This is a genomic window from Bacillus cereus group sp. BfR-BA-01331 (genome assembly GCF_022663915.1).
GTDB lineage: Bacteria > Bacillota > Bacilli > Bacillales > Bacillaceae_G > Bacillus_A > Bacillus_A mycoides.
Genome location: NZ_JAKUGJ010000009.1, coordinates 51,655 through 69,888 on the forward strand (window position 1 = coordinate 51,655; position 18,234 = coordinate 69,888).

Genomic DNA, 18,234 nt, shown 5'->3' on the forward strand with positions numbered 1-18,234 from the left:
ATTTTTATTCTTGATAAGAACGCTCTAATTCATCAATTAAGGAACCGACGTAAGATACAGCTTTACGGATTGCATCTGGTTTTGACATGTCTACTCCAGCGTGTTTCATTAATTCGAGTGGTTTCATTGTACCGCCTGCACGGAGTACATCAAGCCATCGATCAACAGCAGGTTGTCCTTCTTCTTTAATCATTTGAGCTACAGCGGTAGAAGCAGTTAGTCCTGCAGAATATGTGTAAGAATATAAGCCCATATAATAGTGAGGTTGACGCATCCATGTTAAACCGGCGCCTTCATCAATTTCTACGGAATCTCCCCAGAATGTCGAAAGGACCTTCGTTTTTATTTCAGTTAAAGTTGTAGCTGTGAGTGCTTGCCCTTCTTCTGCTAGAGCGTATACTCTTCTTTGATATTCTCCCTCAAGTAGATGGGTAACGAAGTTGTGGTAATATGTGCCGAGTAGTTGCAGAATAACCCATCTGCGCATTCTCTTATCTTCAGTAGTCGCAAGTAAATGCTGGGCTAATAGTAATTCATTCATCGTTGATGGAGCTTCAACGAAGTACATAGATGGACGCACATTCATAATACGCTGATTTTTATTTGCTAAATAAAAATGACCAGCATGTCCAAATTCATGAGCTAATGTGAAACACCCGCGCATCGTACCCTGCCATGTAATTAAAATATAAGGGTGAGAACCGTATGGGCTAGAGCAGAAGGCACCTGTTGATTTTCCTACGTTATCTGCAAGGTCTACCCATCTTTCTTTGAAGCCCTTTTCGATAATGGAACTATATTCATTTCCTAATACTTTTAAAGAATCTTGAATGAGTTTGCCAGCTTCTTCGTAAGTGATTGTTGGATTAAATTCAGGATCTAACGGTGCATGTAAGTCACAGAAAAGCATTTGATCAAGCCCTAATACATTCTTTTTTAAATCTGCAAAACGGCGCATATGAGGCGCTAATTCGTTATAAATAATATCTAGTTGGTTGTTATACATTTCAAGTGGAACTTTTTGAGGCTCTAAAAGCATATGGGTAACGGACTCGTACTTGCGCAAACGAGAAAGCGCCACTTGTTTTTTTACCTCAGTAGCATATGTTGTTGCAACTGTATTTTTATATCGTTTCAATGTGGAAACAAATGATGAATATGCTTTTTTACGTATATATGCGCTTGGAGAAAATTCATATTTGCTTTCGAATAATGCAAACGATACAGGCAAATCATTTCCCTGTTCATCTTGTATAGAAGGGAAATCCATATCGGCTAATTTAGTCATGCCGTAAATTTTGTAGGGTGAACTATGGACTTCGCCGAGTGCAGCAAGAGCTTCTTCTGTTTCAGGAGAGAGAGTGTGCTGCCTCTTTTTGAGTATCTCTAGTAATGATTTACGGAAAGGTTCAAGTTTTATTTCCTCAGTTAAATATTTTTCAATTATTCCCTCCTCAAATGAGAGAATTTCGTTATGAATAAAGGATAGTGCGGTATGTACATTCGTTCCTAGAGCGGAAATTTTGGAAGAGTTCGCTTGAATAACTGAATCTGTACGATCAGCGGATTCTTTTAAATTTGCATATGCGCCGAGTTTTGTTAACTTCATTAAAAGCTCTTCTTCTAAAAGTAGGCAATTTAATAAGGTAGCGGGGCTAGTGTGTAATTGTCCTTTAAATGCATCAAGTTTTTTTATATCGTCTGTTAATACACGTAATGCAGTTTCCCACTCTTTATCAGATTCGTATAAATCAGAAAGGTCCCATGTCAATTCAGTAGAGACTTCCGCGCGAATAAGGCGTTCCTCAATTACATTTTTCATTTGTTACATCCCCCTTATTATAAGTATCTAAAAACATAATACTAGAAAATTCAGTGAAATGAAAATATTTTACATTTTTATACATGAAAAAGAAGGACAAGCATAAAAAATGCTTGTCCTTCTAGTTGAATTTATAAATTAATATACTTTGTCCCCGTTGAAAATAGAGTTTTTCACGACTACATAATCTACAGTACGAATTGCGTCTAATTTTGTTCCACCAGCGTAAGAGATAGAAGATTGAAGATCTTGTTCCATTTCGATTAAAGTGTCTTCTAAAGAACCTTTATGCTCAACGAACATTTTCTTACCTTCAACGTTTTTCTTCTCACCTTTTTGGAATTCAGAAGCTGAACCGAAGTACTCTTTATAAAGTTTGCCATCTTTTTCGATTGTTTCCCCTGGAGACTCTTCATGACCTGCGAATAGAGAACCGACCATAACCATAGTTGCTCCAAATCGAATTGATTTAGCTACGTCGCCATGTGTACGAATACCACCGTCAGCGATAATTGGCTTACTTGCAGCTTTTGCACACCAGCGAAGTGCAGCTAGCTGCCAACCGCCAGTTCCAAAGCCTGTTTTAATTTTAGTAATACAAACTTTACCAGGTCCAATGCCAACTTTTGTTGCATCAGCACCAGCGTTTTCTAATTCTCTTACTGCTTCTGGAGTTCCAACGTTTCCAGCGATAACGAAGCTTTCTGGTAAATGTTTTTTAATATGTTGAATCATGTTGATCACAGCATTAGAGTGGCCATGTGCGATATCGATTGTAATGTATTCAGGTGAAAGTTGCTCAGCAGCTAATTGTTGTACGAATTCGTACTCGTCATCTTTAACACCAACGCTGATTGAAGCAATTAATCCACGTGATTGCATATCTCTAATGAATGAAATTCGTTTCTCTGGTTGGAAACGATGCATGATATAGAAGTAATTATTTTCAGCTAAATAAGTTGCGATTCTTTCATCAATAATCGTTTGCATATTTGCAGGTACGACAGGTAATTTAAATTTATGTTTTCCTAAAGTGACAGTTGTATCACATTCAGATCGGCTATTTACAATGCATTTTGCAGGAATTAATTGAATATCTTCATAGTCAAATACGTTTTCCATCATTTACACCCCTAAAATACGAATATTTTATTTTTATTGATTGAAAATGTTCGTCCATAGGATAATTTACATCATTTTCAGTAAGAAGTCAAAGATTTTCTTAACATTTTTTTAAAAAGAAGCCAATATATTTTAAAAATAACGTTAAAAACGAATTTAAATAGATTTCTTATGCATAATGTTCGTTTATAAAAAAGAAAGGAAAGTGGCGATAATTGCATAAGATTGTATGTATGCTTCTTATTTTGAGCGAGGGGGCTGGGGAAATACTATAAAAAAATTAATACTAATAATAGGAATAACTTTGTTGGTTACTGCCGGATGTAGCAATAATGATGCATTTGATAAGGCAGAGAAACAAGGAGATTTAGCATTGGAAAATAAAGAATACGAGAGAGCAGTCGCATCTTTTGAATTAGCATTAAAAGAAAGGAAGGATGATCGGGAAATAAGGCTGAAGGTGAATCAAACAAATAAAATGATTGAAGCATTACAGGAAAGTAATATAGACTGAGCAATTTCGTTATTGAGGGAAATTGAAAATGATTCTGCTAGTTCAGTTATATTAGCCAAACAAGCAAAAGAAAAACGAGAAGTTTTAGCTAATCAAAAAGATGAGGAAGAAAAATATAAGCAAATGCTAGTTAAAGTAGATGAGTTGAAAAACGAGCAGAAGTTTGCGGATGTAAAAGAGTAACTTAACGTAATTATTAGGGAAACGAAAGGGAAAGAACAGTTTAAAATATATTATCAAAATGCGAATGAACAAATTATACAGAGTGTGCCGAGGGCAGTAGATGTAGATAAAACAAAAGATGAGAACCGTAAGGAAGAAAAAGTAATAGAAGAGAAGCCGAAGAAAGAAAGTGTTATTACCGGTCAGAAGGCAGAATAATATGGAATAATATTTTTAACAAGTTTTTAAAATAGAAGATCCTTTTGTTTAGTCAGGCGAATCACGAATGATTCGCCTTTTTATGTGAGCTTTCAAGTATAATGAATAAGGTGATAATAAGGTATATGATGATTCATTGATAGAAAAAGCGAAAAAAGAAAATAATACAGAATAAAAAGAGGTTAACATATGAGTAAAAAAAGTTTTGCTGATTATGCATTAAGTAAAGAAATTGTAAGAGCACTTACTGGTTTAGGATATGAACATTCAACAGAAGTGCAAGGAGAGGTTATTCCAGTTGCCTTGCAAAAGAAAGACCTTGTCGTGAAATCACAGACTGGAAGTGGAAAAACCGCTTCATTTGGCATACCACTTTGTGAAATGGTGGAGTGGGAAGAGAATAAGCCACAAGCTCTAGTTTTAACACCGACGAGAGAGCTTGCGGTGCAAGTAAAAGAAGACATTACGAATATAGGTCGTTTCAAAAGAATTAAGGCCGCTGCAGTTTATGGTAAATCTCCATTTGCACGTCAAAAATTAGAGTTAAAGCAAAAAACACATATTGTAGTTGGGACTCCTGGCCGTGTGTTAGATCATATTGAAAAAGGTACCCTTTCTTTAGAGTGTTTGAAGTATTTAGTTATTGATGAAGCGGATGAAATGCTGAATATGGGTTTTATCGATCAAGTAGAGGCAATTATTGACGAATTACCTAAAAAACGAATGACAATGCTATTTTCAGCAACACTTCCAAAAGATGTTGAAAAGTTATCTCGTACGTATATGGATTCGCCAACGCATATTGAAATTAAGGCTACCGGGATTACAACAGATAAGATTGAACATACACTTTTTGAGATGAGAGAAGAGGAGAAGCTTTCACTTCTTAAAGATGTAACAACGATTGAGAATCCAGATAGTTGTATTATTTTTTGCCGTACGCAAGAAAATGTAGATCACGTATTTCAACAGTTAAAGCGGGTTAACTATCCTTGTGACAAAATACATGGTGGTATGGTACAAGAAGATCGTTTTGAAGTTATGGACGATTTTAGAAAAGGGAAGTTCCGTTATTTAGTAGCGACAGACGTAGCTGCTAGAGGAATTGATATTGATAATATTACACATGTTATTAACTATGATATTCCATTAGAAAAAGAAAGTTATGTACATCGTACGGGAAGAACGGGACGAGCTGGTAATAACGGGAAAGCTATTACATTCATGACGCCGTATGAAAATAGATTTTTGGAAGAGATTGAGGAGTACATTGGCTTTGAAATTCCAAAGGCACTTGCACCTTCAAAAGAAGAAGTTATGAAAGGTAAAGCAGTATTTGAGGAAAAGATACATGCTAAACCAATTATAAAGAAAGATAAAAATGCGAACCTAAACAAAGGAATTATGAAATTGTACTTTAATGGCGGGAAGAAAAAGAAAATCAGGGCGGTAGATTTCGTCGGTACAATTGCTAAAATTAAAGGTGTTACAGCAGAAGATATAGGCATTATTACAATACAAGACAATGTTTCTTACGTTGAAATATTAAATGGAAAAGGACCACTTGTTTTAAAAATCATGAAAAACACAACGATTAAAGGGAAACAATTAAAGGTTCATGAAGCAATTAAATAAACAAAAAAACTATCCACTTTAATAGGTGGATAGTTTTTTGTTTTGCTCGAAAGAAGTGGGTATATAAATAAAGTAACAAGTATAAGGATGGTGGAGTATTTTAGGGAGACTGGATAGCTATATTTGCTTCAATGATGAACAGTTGACCTTGCACGTGAAATTTAAAGATGGAAGAGGTTGTCCGAAAAACTTTTTCACATGACTTATCATAAGTTCATTTTGAAATGTTAATAAGGGAACTAGGAGTTTGAAGAAAATCTAAAAAGGAAAAGGGATAAACAGGAAAATGAAGAAAGTTTATATATATATTAGTCCGAATTTTCGAACATAAAATGTAATGGAGGAAGAAAGATGATTCAATTTCCAAAAGCAGATGCTGAGCAATTTTTTAGATCGTATCGTATTAGTAAGTTTACAGTGAGTGGAGATGAAAAAAGATTAATTTTTAGTACAAACTTAAATGGTCATGCTAATTTATGGGCGATGGATTTACCAAACTTATCTCCCTATCCGTTAACATATTGTAATCAATCAAGCAATTTTATTAAAGTCGATCCTTTAAATCGGTTTATTTTAGCTGGATTTGATAATGATGGTGATGAAAATTATCATATTTATGCATTAAAACCAGAGGGTGGAGAATTGCTTGAATTAATTCCAGCAGGAGAGAAAGAAAAGGATTATTATGTACATTTAACAGAGGATGGAGAACGATTATATTATGTTACAAGTAAAGATAATCCAAGATTCTTTAATTCTCGTTGTTATAATTTGCGTACAAAAGAAGATATTCTCCTCTGTACGGGCGTAGAGACACCTACATATTTGAGTGCAGTGAGTCCAAATGAATCAAGCTTTATTGTCTTAAAGTCGTATGGAAATACATATAATGTAGGATATGTGAAAAAGGGGGAGGAACTTATTTGTATGGTACCTTCCAGCGAAAAAGAACATATTATAACTTCTATTTGCTATATCGATGAAAATACGGTGATTTTTGTTACAAATTATGAAGAAGAGTTTTCTTATGTGGCTTCTTTTGATTTGGATAAAAAGGAATTCAAACCAATATGTAAAATAGAGAATGAGGAAGTATCCACTATAAAATGGCATGCAGAAACGAAAACTAGTTACATCGTTACATCGAAAGGTGTTGGAGATAGGTTATACAAATTTGTATGGGATACAAAGGAATTAATTCTATTAGATACTCCAGTAGATACGATAAAACAAATCGATATTTCCAAATCTAAAAAATTATATTTATTAGGTGAAAGTGCAACGAAAACAGCAAATATTTATTGTAAGGAAAATGAAAGTACAGAGTGGGAGATGTTGACAAAAAATTATGTTATTGGTCTATCTGAATCTTCTTTTGTTGAACCAGATATTATAACATATTCTTCATTTGATGGATTAAAGATAGAGGCATTATTATTTCGAGCAAATGAAGAGGTACAAAACGGATATACAATATTTTGGCCCCATGGTGGTCCACAATGGGCTGAGGTAAAGGACTTTACTGCATTGTTTCAATATTTATTAAGACAAGGATATAATATTTTCGCACCAAACTTTAGAGGAAGTACGAGATATGGTTCAACATTTACAAAAATGATCGAGGGTGATTGGGGAGAGGCTCCACGCTTAGATTGTGTGGCAGGAATAGAGTGGTTGTTTGAACAAGGTATTTCAACTGCAGATAAATTATTTGTTATGGGTGGAAGTTATGGTGGGTATATGACTCTATTACTTTATGGGCGCCATTCAGAATGTTTTCGGGCAGCTATTGATCTTTTTGGACCTAGTAGTTTATTTAGCTTTATTGATTCTATGCCAGAAGAATGGAAGCCAATTGCTGTTAGTTTTATTGGTGATGTTGAGAAAGATAAGGATAAGCTTATGAAAGGTTCACCAATCACATATTTGAATCAAATGAAAAAGCCACTTCTTATCGTTCAGGGGGCAAATGACCCTCGAGTTGTAAAGACAGAATCGGATCAAATTTTTCGAGCATTGCAAGAAAAAGAAGTCGATGTAGAATACATTGTACTTGAAGATGAAGGGCATGGATTTTCAAAGAAAGAAAATGAGATATATGTATATCGTCGTATAACAGAATTTTTAGCAAAGCATAAGTGAAATAAATGGCACCCTTAAGGGTGCCATTTATTTGTTTAAGATTCCTTTAAATCATCAACTAATTTTTCCGCTAAACGTCTATACATATTACTCATAGTCACGAAGGATGTTAGTAATAAAAACTTTTCTAGCTTTGGATCTTCTAAGGAAGAAACCTCGTTTACTTCATTAACACGGTTATTCACGTCTTGCTTAAAGCTTTCCACATTGGTATCAGTAAGAGAAAGGTAATCTTTATATAGAGTGTTTAATTCGAATGTATCATCGTTTATTAACGGTGCATTTATATTTTCTAAGGAGCTTTTTATATCATTAATGGAAAGAGCTCCTTTTAATTGATAAATTAAGCTGATTAAAATCATATGTTCTTTTGAATACTTTTTATTTTTGATAGGGATGAATAATTTCCCTTTTGCGTAATTGTTAATCATTGTTTTTGTTAATACTTTTTCATCATTAGTTCTCGTTGTATCCGCATAAGTATTCTCAAATAGTTGGACAACTTGGTCTACATATAAGTCGACATTTGGGATATCCTCAAGTTTAATACTTTTTTCTAAATGTAATGATTCAAGTAATTTATTTATATTTTCCACGTAGAACCCCTCACTTTTATAACTTAGTGGAACTTAATGTTTAGTATATCTTTAAATATGGTATTACGAAACAAATGAATTGTAAATGTTGACCCGCACGGAAAATGTGTATATAATTACATGTAGTTATGAAAACTACATGTAATTATATGAGGGGTGTTTATATGAATGTTTATGTAAGAGAACCAGTTAATGCATTTACTCACTTAGGAGGAGCTGTATTATCATTTATTGCATTATTAGCTATGCTTGTGAAAGTTTCTGTTAAGATGCCATCTGTTGCTGCAATTACAGCTGTTATTTTATTCGGTATCGGGATGATGGTCCTTTATATGGCATCAGCTGTGTATCATAGTGTCGTAGCTAGTGAACGTGTTATTTATTTCTTTAGGAAGCTAGATCATTCTATGATTTTCATATTAATTGCAGGTACATATGCACCCTTTTGTTTAATTACATTAAATTCGGCAAATGGTTTACTATTATTCTGTTTAGTTTATGCAACGGCAATTTGTGGTATTGTTTTTAAAATGTTTTGGTTTAATTGTCCAAGATGGTTATCGACAGCAATTTATCTTCTGATGGGTTGGCTAATTGTTCTATTCTTTGCACCGCTAGCTGATAATCTAAGTACGGGAGGTATTATTTTCTTAGTACTTGGAGGCATTTTTTATACAATTGGTGGGTTTATTTACGGTGCGAAGCCAAAATGGTTGGAGTTTAAATATATGGGACACCATGAAATTTTTCATGTTTTTGTATTGTTAGGTAGTCTTGCACATTTTCTAAGTGTATATTGTTACGTAATTTAATAAAAAAACGCCACGCGATGTCTGTTATGTGGCGTTTTTTTATTACCTGATTTGAATCGTGTATTGTACAAAAAATCATGGGATAAAATGTAAGTTTCTGTGTTCGCATAATAAACATATGATAAGAAATATGTGATATACTTTGAGAAGTTTATAATGAATGAAATATGGAGGACTATAATTATGGCAATACTTGTAACAGGTGGAGCAGGATATATTGGTAGTCATACATGCGTAGAATTACTAAAAAACGGTTACGAAATTATAGTAGTAGATAATCTTTCGAATAGCTCAGTAGAGTCTATAAATCGAGTGACAGAGATAACAGGAAAACAGTTTAAATTTTATAAAGAAGATATTTTAAATCGAGAAGCACTTGATACGATTTTTGAAGAAAATACAATTGAAGCTGTTATTCACTTTGCAGGCTTTAAGGCTGTAGGGGAATCAGTAGAAATTCCGTTAACGTATTATCATAACAACATTACAAGCACATTAGTGCTATGTGAAGTGATGCAGAAGCATGATGTGAAGAAGATGATCTTCAGTTCATCTGCAACAGTGTATGGTATCCCAGAAACATCACCAATTACGGAGGAGTTTCCATTAAGTGCAACGAATCCATATGGTCAAACGAAATTAATGATTGAACAAATTATGCGTGACGTAGCATTTGCGGATGCAGGATGGAGTATTGCATTACTTCGTTACTTCAACCCATTTGGTGCACATGAAAGTGGACGTATTGGAGAAGATCCAAACGGAATTCCAAATAACTTAATGCCATATGTAACACAAGTAGCAGTAGGGAAGTTAAAGGAATTAAGTGTATTTGGAAATGACTATCCAACAAAAGATGGCACGGGTGTCCGTGATTATATTCATGTTGTAGACTTAGCAAATGGCCATGTAAAGGCGCTTGAAAAGGTACTTGGCACTACTGGGATAGATGCATACAATCTCGGTACAGGTACTGGTTATAGTGTATTAGAAATGGTTGAAGCATTTGAAAAAGTTTCAGGCAAGGAAGTTCCTTATAAAATTACGGAACGTCGTCCTGGTGATGTGGCAGTATGTTTTGCAGATGCATCGAAAGCGAAGCGTGAATTAGGATGGGAAGCAAAACGCGGATTAGAAGAGATGTGTGCAGACTCTTGGAGATGGCAATCAAATAACAAAAATGGCTATCTAGAAGTTTAATAAACAGATAAAAAAATGACCTTTTGCGGGAGCAAAAGGTCATTTTTATTCATTTATTTCCATTAAGTTTATTAGCAAATTTAGTAAAGAAAGTTCGCCTTTTTATAGGAGTATTTGACTGACAAAACGTATAGTAATCAATATCTTTAATGTAAGTAAAGAGTCTAGAAATAGCATATAAGAATGTAATAGAAGATCCGAGTGCAAAACTAATACCGTAACCATTAAATCCAAATGGAAGTAGAAGAAGACTTAATAACAGGTTTGCAAAAAAGAACAGGGCTGATGTTCGAAATGCTCCTTTACGATCTTCAAAATATAAGAGTAGTAATGTGATAACAAGGACCATCCCGTTTGCATAAGCACCAATTATAGTCAGCTGCAAAATAGAGTATTCAAGTGTTACGTTCCCAGATTGTGAACTAAACATCCATATTATAAAAATAATAAGTAAAGAAAAAATACCTTGATTACGAAGTATTCGTTCCATTTCTTGCTTTAGGACAAAGTTCATTGATTCTTTTAATTGTAAAATTGTATTTAATGTCGCCCCATTGTTAACTGAACCGAAGAACTTCTTATACCGTTCATAAAACCTTGTTTCAATGGATACTACGAAGAAAATATAAGTTGGGATAATGCTTAAATAGGCCCAGAAAACAGATGTATCATAAATTTGATGATAAATAAACGTGTTTTCAATATTTCCTCGCCCTTCTCCGAACCAAATAACAAAGTTACATACCCAAATGCCAATATTGTAAAGTAAGCTTGACCAAAATAGTTCTGGATATTTATCTAAATAAGAAAGAAAGGTAAATTGTTCAGTAGCATCACTATTTGGAAACATTCGTACAATAACTATACTTAACCACACTAATGTAATGAAAGTCCCGATTGTAAAAGAAATTAAAAGTAATAGGGCCAATCCGTGTTCTATTCCAAGTGTTGGATGCCAGTAAGCAATAAGCGCAATTCCAGATAAGGAGAAAATGGAACCAATTAAAAATGCAAGAGCGATGGATTGATAATCTTTAGCTGCTGTTAAATAAATGGATTGAATCCAAATGATGTTTAAAGCTAAAAATAAAAATAGCATCACGATTTTATAATACAAGGCTAATGGTGTAAAAATTGCAAACAAAATCCATAAGATAATAGCTAAAAAAAGTGTGATTTTCGTCATTCCTAAAAAGGAAGAAAATACTTTATCAGCTTTTTGCTCGTATAAAAGGTCGGCCACATATCTAGTTACGATGAGCTGTAAGGCACCATATATGATTTGAGAAAAAATGAAGCAGTATGAAATTGAAATTGTAAAAAGGCGCTGTTCCTCAATTGAAATAGAATGGAACAAACTTAAAATGTATCGAATAGCTGTTACTGCTAAAATAACGACTAACCAAGGACCAGCTGTAACAAATAATGAAAATCCGTACGCTTTTATTCTGGAAGAATAGTAGTCTTCTTGGAATAATTTTTGTAAACGAAATCCTATCCCTGCCATGTTTTTTTACCTCTTTCTAAGTAAAGCTTACGATAACTATCAACGACACCTGATAATTGATAGTGCGCTTCAATACGATTGCGCCCGTTATCCCCAAATTTTTGAATGGATTCAGGGTGACGATAATACCACTCTAAATGAATGGCAACTTGTTCAGGAGATACAGGTGGTACAACAAATCCACATTGTCCGTAAGGATCTTCATCTTGTCCGTAAATTAATTCCTTACAAGAGCCGACATCTGTAACAACCCATGGTAATCCTGCTGCCATTCCTTCTAACATAGCTAATGGTTGTCCTTCAGATATACTTGTTAATACGAGAATATCTGTTTGTTTTAAGTAATCTTTAATATTTACTTTGCCGGTCATTATTACATGCTCTTCTAATCCTAATTGTTGAATTAAATCACGACATTCCTGAGCATATTCTGCTTCTTCTGTATCAGGACCTAGTAAGTAAAATATAAATGGAATATCTTTTTCTAATAATAATTTAGCTGCATAAATCATTGTTTTTACATCTTTAATTGGCACAACTCGTATAATAGCGGAAATGATGAGTTTATCCGAATTGTATTTTGGCTTACGTAACCCTTTATAGTCAGATAAAGTAACGCCATTTGGAACGATTTTTAGTTTATGGGCCGGAGCATCTAATTCTTTTTGATATGCACTATTTCGGCCGAACAACGTAATTACATCAGCGGCTTGTTCATATGCTTGATGAGACAAGTGATGAAAGAAAGAAACCCATCTTTTTTTATATTCAATTGGTATCCAAGTAGATTGTAGTATTTCTTCTTCACGCTCCCGAGAATAAATACCGTGTTCAGTTAGAATAAATGGTATATCGGACTTGGCACTAATTGCAGCACCAAGCAATCCACCATACCCTGTCGATACAGAATGAATAAGATCTAATTCAGGAAAATCAATTTGTAAAATTTGAATGATTGGTGTGAACATAGATCTCCACATCCAAAAGTAATTTAAGAAGGATCCACTACTTTCTTCATATAAATAGCTTTCTTTAACAATTGCATAAAACTCACGGCTTTCGAAGAAGGAATGGAGTGTTCCTAGCTTTTGTTTATTCCCTAATATTTGTAATGCTGTTGTATCGTTGGCTTGAAATGTAAACCATTTTTGAAGTGTCTGTACTTCTTGTTTAGTTAAATTAGTTTTTATATGTTTTGCTTCATTTTCTGATTGCAAAGGAATCAGAATGATGTTTTTTACATTGCTTGGAATTTCATATTGATATTCATCTTCTGTTTTTACTTGAGGGACTATCGCGAAAATCGTAAATTCATGTTCTTTAAACTGCTGGATAATCATTTGAACCCAGCTTGCTACCCCTCCGCTTACAAAGGGATAGCTGCCTTCAACGACCAAACCTATTCTCATCTGTTATGCTCCTTTAATTGGAATCGTAGCGCTGGCTTTCGTTAACGTAACGCTATAAATTTGGGAATCAAGCTTTTTAACTGTACCGTAAGAGAATGAGCCAGGTTGTATCTTCTTACCTTCTTCTACACGTATAATTGTTGAAGTATGGTTTGGTAACCCTTTATATGCAATGTGAACAGCATCATCTTCATAAGAAACATCTAGGTCACCAGTTTGATAAATTTTCATAGAAGCAGTTGCTTCACTTTGGGTCATACTTTTTATATAAGGATATCTTTCTCGTATTTCTTTAATTGTCTTTTTATAAGCTTTAAATAATTCTTCCCATGTTAAATTACCTGAGCGTTTTTCATCAAGGATATCATCTGGATGGACGAAATGTGAGATAACCCCTAAATTTGCGGTAACATCAGTTAAGATAAATTGCTCTTCATCTGTGATAGCATAGCCGCTTGTAATGCGCGGGAAGTGATAAATGTTTTTATTATGTTCATCTGGTCCAAATTCTTGAATTAAACTACCGTTACTTTTACTTCCCACATATAGAGAAGCAACTGTTTCCATAGTTGGAACTGCGTTGTTTAATGCACTTAATCCAGCTGTATTTATAATATTGGATGGTGGTACATAGGTTTTTAATTTTTCGTTTGGAAAGAAGTTATACACGAGTTTTTGCAGAGCATCTAAGGAGCTCTCCATATCCTCTTTTGAATTCCATGGAACATATTCAAGTGCTTTATCTACTGGATCTGGTGGTAATAATAAAGGTTGATGGTTATAGCCATGAATGCCTATTTCCCCGCCGTGACTTAGTAATTCTCTCCCAAATAATAAATAGGTATTTCTATTTTTACCTGTGAAATCTTCAAAGGGTGGCGTTACTTTATTTTGGTACGTCCCAATGGCAACACCCGTATATTTAATATCAAGATCTTCAGAGATATCCTTCATATTTTTCCACCAATGTTTTTTATAAAATTCTTCAACAGAAATTTTTTCTTTCGTTAAGTTTTTTAGTTCTCCACTTGGAATCGGAGATGGGAAGTCATCGATATACATAATCTCCGCTCCAAGTTGTGCTGAAGCGAAAGTCGGGAAAATAGTACCCAGTGATTGAACGAACATACCTCTACCTAATTTATCGTTCAATGCTGTTGTATTCCAATATAAGACTTTTCCTTCACCGTAGTCATTGGTCCAAAGGATGGGAGTATCTTCCGCTGTAATCCAAGTATTAGTTGTATTCTCATCTAGCGTAATATTCATTGAGCTATGAGTAAACAATGGAGAAGAACTTGAGAGATCTGGATAACCAGGGAATAAAACTTCTTCAAAGGTTAATCCTTTCGCATCTTTGAAACCTTCTTTTTGGGTAATACCAAATAATGTGTTCCAGGAAGGATCTGAATCAAGTCGGTTTGCGATAATAATTCTTCCGCCCATTTGTACAAAATTTTGAATATCAGCTTGTGGAAGTTGCTCCATTATTTCACCTGTAATAATAATCCCTGTATAGGGAGAGGGTGTAAGTCCCTTAATTTCATTAGCTGTAATATCTTTATAGTGTAGGTGTGCGTAATCCATTGCCTTCTTCGTATTAAATTCGACTTGTTGCCCTAATGTATTATCCGTTTTTAAAACGTATAATTGCATTTTTTGTCCATTTTGAGCTACATCTTTTGCTTTGAGTGTTTTAACAGTATCTGTTTCCTTAGTTTTAGGAACAGAAAACTTTTGATAAAAATTTTCTGTTCGATATATAAGGATGGATAAAATTAAGAGAAATAAAATGATACTAATAATCCCGATATATATATTAATCCCCTTTTTCAATGTGTGCGCCTCCAAACTGCCTTACAAATAATTGATATTTACGCGGTAGTATATGAACTCTTTTTGCATCCGTTAGATTATTGATTAAGTTATAGAGCTCGTCCCATAACTGTTGCTCATAATATATTTCAAGTAAACCAACGTAACCGTAATATGATTCAGGATAGAAATGAATAAGCTTTAAAAATTGCTCTTCAGACTTTGCATATTGTTTTGTGTGTAGAAACAGATTTCCAAGATGGAAAGGGTAAAGAGGTTCGTTAGGGAATAGTTCTACACCTTGTGTAATAAAATCCATAAATTTATCGATTATTTTTTCTTTTTGCTGATTAGAAAGAAGACCACTGTTTATATATCTTAAATAGTTAGAAACCAATTCTTTTGCAATTTCATTTTGTGGATTTTGTAGAAATTGCTTATTTAAGTATTCGATTTGTTTTTCGTACCGTTCATTTAGTAAATTAATAGTAGTTGCTGCGTAATGCACAGTTTCAGGATCTTTATGGTGAATGGCTTCTTTCAATAAGCCTCCTTCATTAGCAATAGAGGAGGAGCTTAACTGTACAATGAGTTGTTTATGTAATTCAGGCTTATCTAGTTCTAATCCAGAAGAAAATGAAATTAAGTCCATATCTTGTTTTGCTGATTCCAAAATATCTTCGTAATTATCAACGTGAAAGGCAACATAATCAGAGTATTGTTGTAACCACTCGGTTTTGGAGCGTCTTATATTAAGTAATAACATGATTGCTGATACAATAAGTCCGATAAGTGGGAAAAGAAGAGATAGAATCAAGCAAAATTCAATAATTCCTTTTTTATCTTTAGTAATCAAACTTTTCGTAAATCGAAATAAAAGAAAAACCGAAATAACATAAATAAAATAAAGAAGGAGTAAAATCATTAGACTATCACTCCTTTAGAAGAAAGAGCGTTTTGTATACGAGTTTGAACTTGTATATAAAACTGTTCTTCAGTGCCAGGTAATAAAATCATGATTTTCTGCTCGGTCGTACTATAACCGAATATATCGATATCTCGCAAGTGGTCTTTTAAAATAGAATTTATCATTCCTAAAGAATCTTGTGGAGCATTGAACTCAAAATAGGAATATGGATAAGATAATGTTTCGTACCGTTTCTTTTCTATTTTTAGTAAATGTTCAAATTCATCTTCATAATAAATGCTTGTTTTAGGGAATGTGCGATCCTCTTGACTGGATAGCCAAAGATTAGAAGCGTTTTGTAAACGATCACCCATCCAGCGTAAATACCATGTGAAAAGTTCGAATTGCTCAGAAGTTACTTTTGAAAACTCGATTTCGTCTAATATAATGACGTATTGTACATCATCTTGGAATAGGACGGGACCAACTAAAAGTGGAGCGTCTTGAAAATCCTCATCTGTACGGAAAAAAGGTCGATTATGCGCTAGCGCATTTTTGATGACTAAGGAAGCGTTTTTAACGAAAATAGATTGGGATAATGTATTTTTACCAGTTTCAGCTCTTAATTTAATACGAAGCGATTGTTTATTGTTATCAACGTGATAGATACCAATTTTTTTTGCTCCAAAATACATTTTTAATACATTCATTCCTTCATCGAGTACAATTTCAGGATGTGTATGATTTAAAGCTTTAAACATATGATACATTTTAGATAAGTGGTTATTTGATTCAAGTACACGAGAACGTAGTGTAATACGTGTTTCATCCAATTGTTTCACGACATATTTTAATTCTTTATTTTCAGCTTTCAACTCATTATTTATCATATGTACATCTTCATAACGTTCTTTTTGTGCAGTGCTCATCAGTCCACAGCATAAACTAATAACAAGTAAGAAAATCCAACTTATCCAGTAATCTGATGAATAAAAGTACAGTAATACATCATTTTCTTTATATATACCGCTTATAAAAATATAAATCATTGCTTCCAGAAAGGCGAAAAGGGCAATAGATATGCCATACCGGCTAGAAATAATTAATGTAATAAATAAGAGTAAGAAGTATTCATACGTTGGTGTAAGAAAATCAGTTAGTATTGATAGAAAAAATAGTGCAATAAAGAGAATCGTAGGTTCAATCATCTTTTGGAATATATTAGATTGTCTATAGTGCATAAAAAAATCCCTTCTTTCGTTTGCAAATTTAATTTTGAGGAATAGTACACTGAAATAAAATACATAATTTAAAAGAATTATTTTAAGATATATAATATATAAAGCCCAAATCATTTTATCAACAGAGATGTAGTAAATTCAAGTGAAATAAATTCTAATTTTTGTTAATGTATTGCATTTATTGGAATTTTTATAAAAAATCGAGTTTGAAAAAATGTAGAATGTTATGGTATTACTATATTTGTATTAACATTTAAAACAATAGAAAATTACAGTTGTATAGGGGGTAATATTATTATGGAGTGGAAACGTTCCGTATGTTTTTTAGCTATATTTTCTTTTATTTTTTCCTCAAGTACATCCGCACAAGCAAATGTTGTGGAACCAGTTTTAAAAAATGTACGAAGTTATAAAATTTATTATGGTGAAGCAAATGAGCAAGTAATTGAGAGACTTTCAAAGTATGACATGGTTATTATAGAGCCATATGCATTTACGAAAGAACAGGTTCAGCAATTAAAAAAATCAGGAACGGTAGTTCTTGGCTATGTTAGTGTTTTAGAATTAGAATCGTGGCATAAATCGCAAGTAGTTGAATCAGACTATTATTATAGAGATGGTAAGAAAATGAAGATTGAGCAGTGGGATACATATATTATGAATTTAGCTGATGAGCACTACCGTGGGATTGTTGTGAATAAGGTGAAACAGCAAGTCATTGGAAAAGGAATAGATGGGGTGTTTTTAGATACAGCTGGTGATATTGATGACTATTTTTATGATCAGCCGTCTACACAAGGGAAATTTCGAGAAGCATATGTAAATTTATTAAAAGAAATTAAAAGTGTTGATTCCAACCTGCTTCTTATACAGAATTGGGGATTTGACACAATCAAAAATACATCCTTGAATTTTATACATGGTGTATTGTGGGAAGACTTCAATAAACAAGTTATTGCGAAAGATGAATGGAGTCAAAATTGGATGCGTTATTTTAAACAACAAAGCAATAAAATTGTAACGTTTACCGTGACCCCAGATAATGTATCTAAAAAATATAGTTCTACAAATGGATTTGTTCCTACAATAAATCCGAATGATATTTATGATAAATAGCAAGTGTTCAAAATG

The 18,234-nt window shown here is 33.5% G+C and carries 15 protein-coding genes; 7 read left to right on the forward strand and 8 right to left on the reverse strand.

The window, feature by feature from the left end; genetic code table 11:
* Positions 1 to 4 precede the first annotated feature (4 nt).
* Positions 5 to 1,822 (reverse strand): oligoendopeptidase F, encoded by a 1,818-nt coding sequence (gene pepF / locus MR155_RS17590; RefSeq protein ID WP_113936114.1) that lies wholly within the window; start codon positions 1,820 to 1,822, stop codon positions 5 to 7.
* A 138-nt stretch (positions 1,823 to 1,960) separates the two neighbouring features.
* The gene (gene guaC, locus MR155_RS17595; RefSeq protein WP_242310715.1) at positions 1,961 to 2,944 is read right to left on the reverse strand and encodes a GMP reductase; all 984 of its coding nucleotides are present in this window, start codon (positions 2,942 to 2,944) and stop codon (positions 1,961 to 1,963) included.
* Between the two features lie 229 nt (positions 2,945 to 3,173).
* On the opposite strand from guaC, the gene MR155_RS17600 reads away from it, so the two are divergent.
* The 4 genes from MR155_RS17600 to MR155_RS17615 all read left to right on the forward strand — a co-directional run bounded on the left by MR155_RS17600 (position 3,174) and on the right by MR155_RS17615 (position 7,616).
* A complete protein-coding gene (locus MR155_RS17600; RefSeq protein WP_242310717.1) occupies positions 3,174 to 3,458 on the forward strand; it encodes a hypothetical protein in 285 nt (94 codons plus the stop codon).
* A gap of 12 nt (positions 3,459 to 3,470) precedes the next feature.
* Positions 3,471 to 3,641, forward strand: a complete 171-nt coding sequence (locus MR155_RS17605) for a hypothetical protein (RefSeq protein WP_242310719.1) — start codon at positions 3,471 to 3,473, stop codon at positions 3,639 to 3,641.
* 387 nt (positions 3,642 to 4,028) lie between these two features.
* A complete protein-coding gene (locus MR155_RS17610) occupies positions 4,029 to 5,474 on the forward strand; it encodes a DEAD/DEAH box helicase (RefSeq protein WP_242310721.1) in 1,446 nt (481 codons plus the stop codon).
* A 351-nt stretch (positions 5,475 to 5,825) separates the two neighbouring features.
* On the forward strand, positions 5,826 to 7,616 hold the full coding sequence (locus MR155_RS17615; RefSeq protein ID WP_242310723.1) for a S9 family peptidase: 1,791 nt from the start codon (positions 5,826 to 5,828) through the stop codon (positions 7,614 to 7,616).
* 35 nt (positions 7,617 to 7,651) lie between these two features.
* On the opposite strand, the gene MR155_RS17620 is transcribed toward MR155_RS17615, so the two are convergent.
* Positions 7,652 to 8,212 (reverse strand): DUF1836 domain-containing protein, encoded by a 561-nt coding sequence (locus MR155_RS17620; protein ID WP_242310725.1) that lies wholly within the window; start codon positions 8,210 to 8,212, stop codon positions 7,652 to 7,654.
* Positions 8,213 to 8,376: 164 nt separating this feature from the next.
* On the opposite strand from MR155_RS17620, the gene trhA reads away from it, so the two are divergent.
* Both trhA and galE read left to right on the forward strand, forming a co-directional pair.
* Positions 8,377 to 9,024, forward strand: coding sequence for a PAQR family membrane homeostasis protein TrhA (gene trhA, locus MR155_RS17625; protein ID WP_088033913.1), 648 nt, complete (start codon positions 8,377 to 8,379; stop codon positions 9,022 to 9,024).
* 183 nt (positions 9,025 to 9,207) lie between these two features.
* Positions 9,208 to 10,224: a UDP-glucose 4-epimerase GalE gene (gene galE / locus MR155_RS17630; RefSeq protein ID WP_201032226.1), complete on the forward strand. Its 1,017-nt coding sequence runs from the start codon at positions 9,208 to 9,210 to the stop codon at positions 10,222 to 10,224.
* 49 nt (positions 10,225 to 10,273) lie between these two features.
* Here the strand turns inward: galE and pelG are convergent, their stop codons facing one another.
* The 5 genes from pelG to MR155_RS17655 are packed head-to-tail and all read right to left on the reverse strand — an operon-like array spanning position 10,274 to position 17,103.
* Positions 10,274 to 11,731 (reverse strand): exopolysaccharide Pel transporter PelG, encoded by a 1,458-nt coding sequence (gene pelG, locus MR155_RS17635; protein ID WP_113936118.1) that lies wholly within the window; start codon positions 11,729 to 11,731, stop codon positions 10,274 to 10,276.
* Complete coding sequence (gene pelF, locus MR155_RS17640; protein ID WP_242310726.1) at positions 11,719 to 13,140, reverse strand: GT4 family glycosyltransferase PelF; 1,422 nt, start codon at positions 13,138 to 13,140, stop codon at positions 11,719 to 11,721. Before pelF ends, pelG begins: the two co-directional genes overlap by 13 nt.
* Positions 13,141 to 13,143: 3 nt before the next feature.
* Positions 13,144 to 14,976 carry a DUF2194 domain-containing protein gene (locus tag MR155_RS17645; RefSeq protein ID WP_242310728.1) on the reverse strand — a complete coding sequence of 611 codons (1,833 nt, stop codon included), beginning with the start codon at positions 14,974 to 14,976 and terminating at the stop codon, positions 13,144 to 13,146.
* Complete coding sequence (locus MR155_RS17650; protein ID WP_242310731.1) at positions 14,960 to 15,880, reverse strand: tetratricopeptide repeat protein; 921 nt, start codon at positions 15,878 to 15,880, stop codon at positions 14,960 to 14,962. The genes MR155_RS17645 and MR155_RS17650 overlap by 17 nt, the downstream gene beginning before the upstream one ends.
* Entirely contained in the window at positions 15,880 to 17,103 is a 1,224-nt protein-coding gene (locus tag MR155_RS17655; RefSeq protein ID WP_242310733.1) for a GAF domain-containing protein, read from the reverse strand. The genes MR155_RS17650 and MR155_RS17655 overlap by 1 nt, the downstream gene beginning before the upstream one ends.
* A 297-nt stretch (positions 17,104 to 17,400) precedes the next feature.
* On the opposite strand from MR155_RS17655, the gene MR155_RS17660 reads away from it, so the two are divergent.
* Positions 17,401 to 18,219 (forward strand): glycoside hydrolase family 191 protein, encoded by an 819-nt coding sequence (locus tag MR155_RS17660; RefSeq protein ID WP_016096433.1) that lies wholly within the window; start codon positions 17,401 to 17,403, stop codon positions 18,217 to 18,219.
* Positions 18,220 to 18,234 lie beyond the last annotated feature (15 nt).

Excerpts from the sequence above, each read along its gene's own strand:
- pelG (WP_113936118.1), bottom strand. The coding sequence starts at position 11,731 with ATGGCAGGGATAGGATTTCGTTTACAAAAATTATTCCAAGAAGACTAC.
- MR155_RS17615 (WP_242310723.1), top strand. The coding sequence starts at position 5,826 with ATGATTCAATTTCCAAAAGCAGATGCTGAGCAATTTTTTAGATCGTAT.
- MR155_RS17655 (WP_242310733.1), bottom strand. The coding sequence starts at position 17,103 with ATGCACTATAGACAATCTAATATATTCCAAAAGATGATTGAACCTACG.
- MR155_RS17660 (WP_016096433.1), top strand. The coding sequence starts at position 17,401 with ATGGAGTGGAAACGTTCCGTATGTTTTTTAGCTATATTTTCTTTTATT.
- guaC (WP_242310715.1), bottom strand. The coding sequence starts at position 2,944 with ATGGAAAACGTATTTGACTATGAAGATATTCAATTAATTCCTGCAAAA.
- galE (WP_201032226.1), top strand. The coding sequence starts at position 9,208 with ATGGCAATACTTGTAACAGGTGGAGCAGGATATATTGGTAGTCATACA.
- MR155_RS17650 (WP_242310731.1), bottom strand. The coding sequence starts at position 15,880 with ATGATTTTACTCCTTCTTTATTTTATTTATGTTATTTCGGTTTTTCTT.
- MR155_RS17610 (WP_242310721.1), top strand. The coding sequence starts at position 4,029 with ATGAGTAAAAAAAGTTTTGCTGATTATGCATTAAGTAAAGAAATTGTA.
- pelF (WP_242310726.1), bottom strand. The coding sequence starts at position 13,140 with ATGAGAATAGGTTTGGTCGTTGAAGGCAGCTATCCCTTTGTAAGCGGA.
- MR155_RS17600 (WP_242310717.1), top strand. The coding sequence starts at position 3,174 with ATGTATGCTTCTTATTTTGAGCGAGGGGGCTGGGGAAATACTATAAAA.
- pepF (WP_113936114.1), bottom strand. The coding sequence starts at position 1,822 with ATGAAAAATGTAATTGAGGAACGCCTTATTCGCGCGGAAGTCTCTACT.
- trhA (WP_088033913.1), top strand. The coding sequence starts at position 8,377 with ATGAATGTTTATGTAAGAGAACCAGTTAATGCATTTACTCACTTAGGA.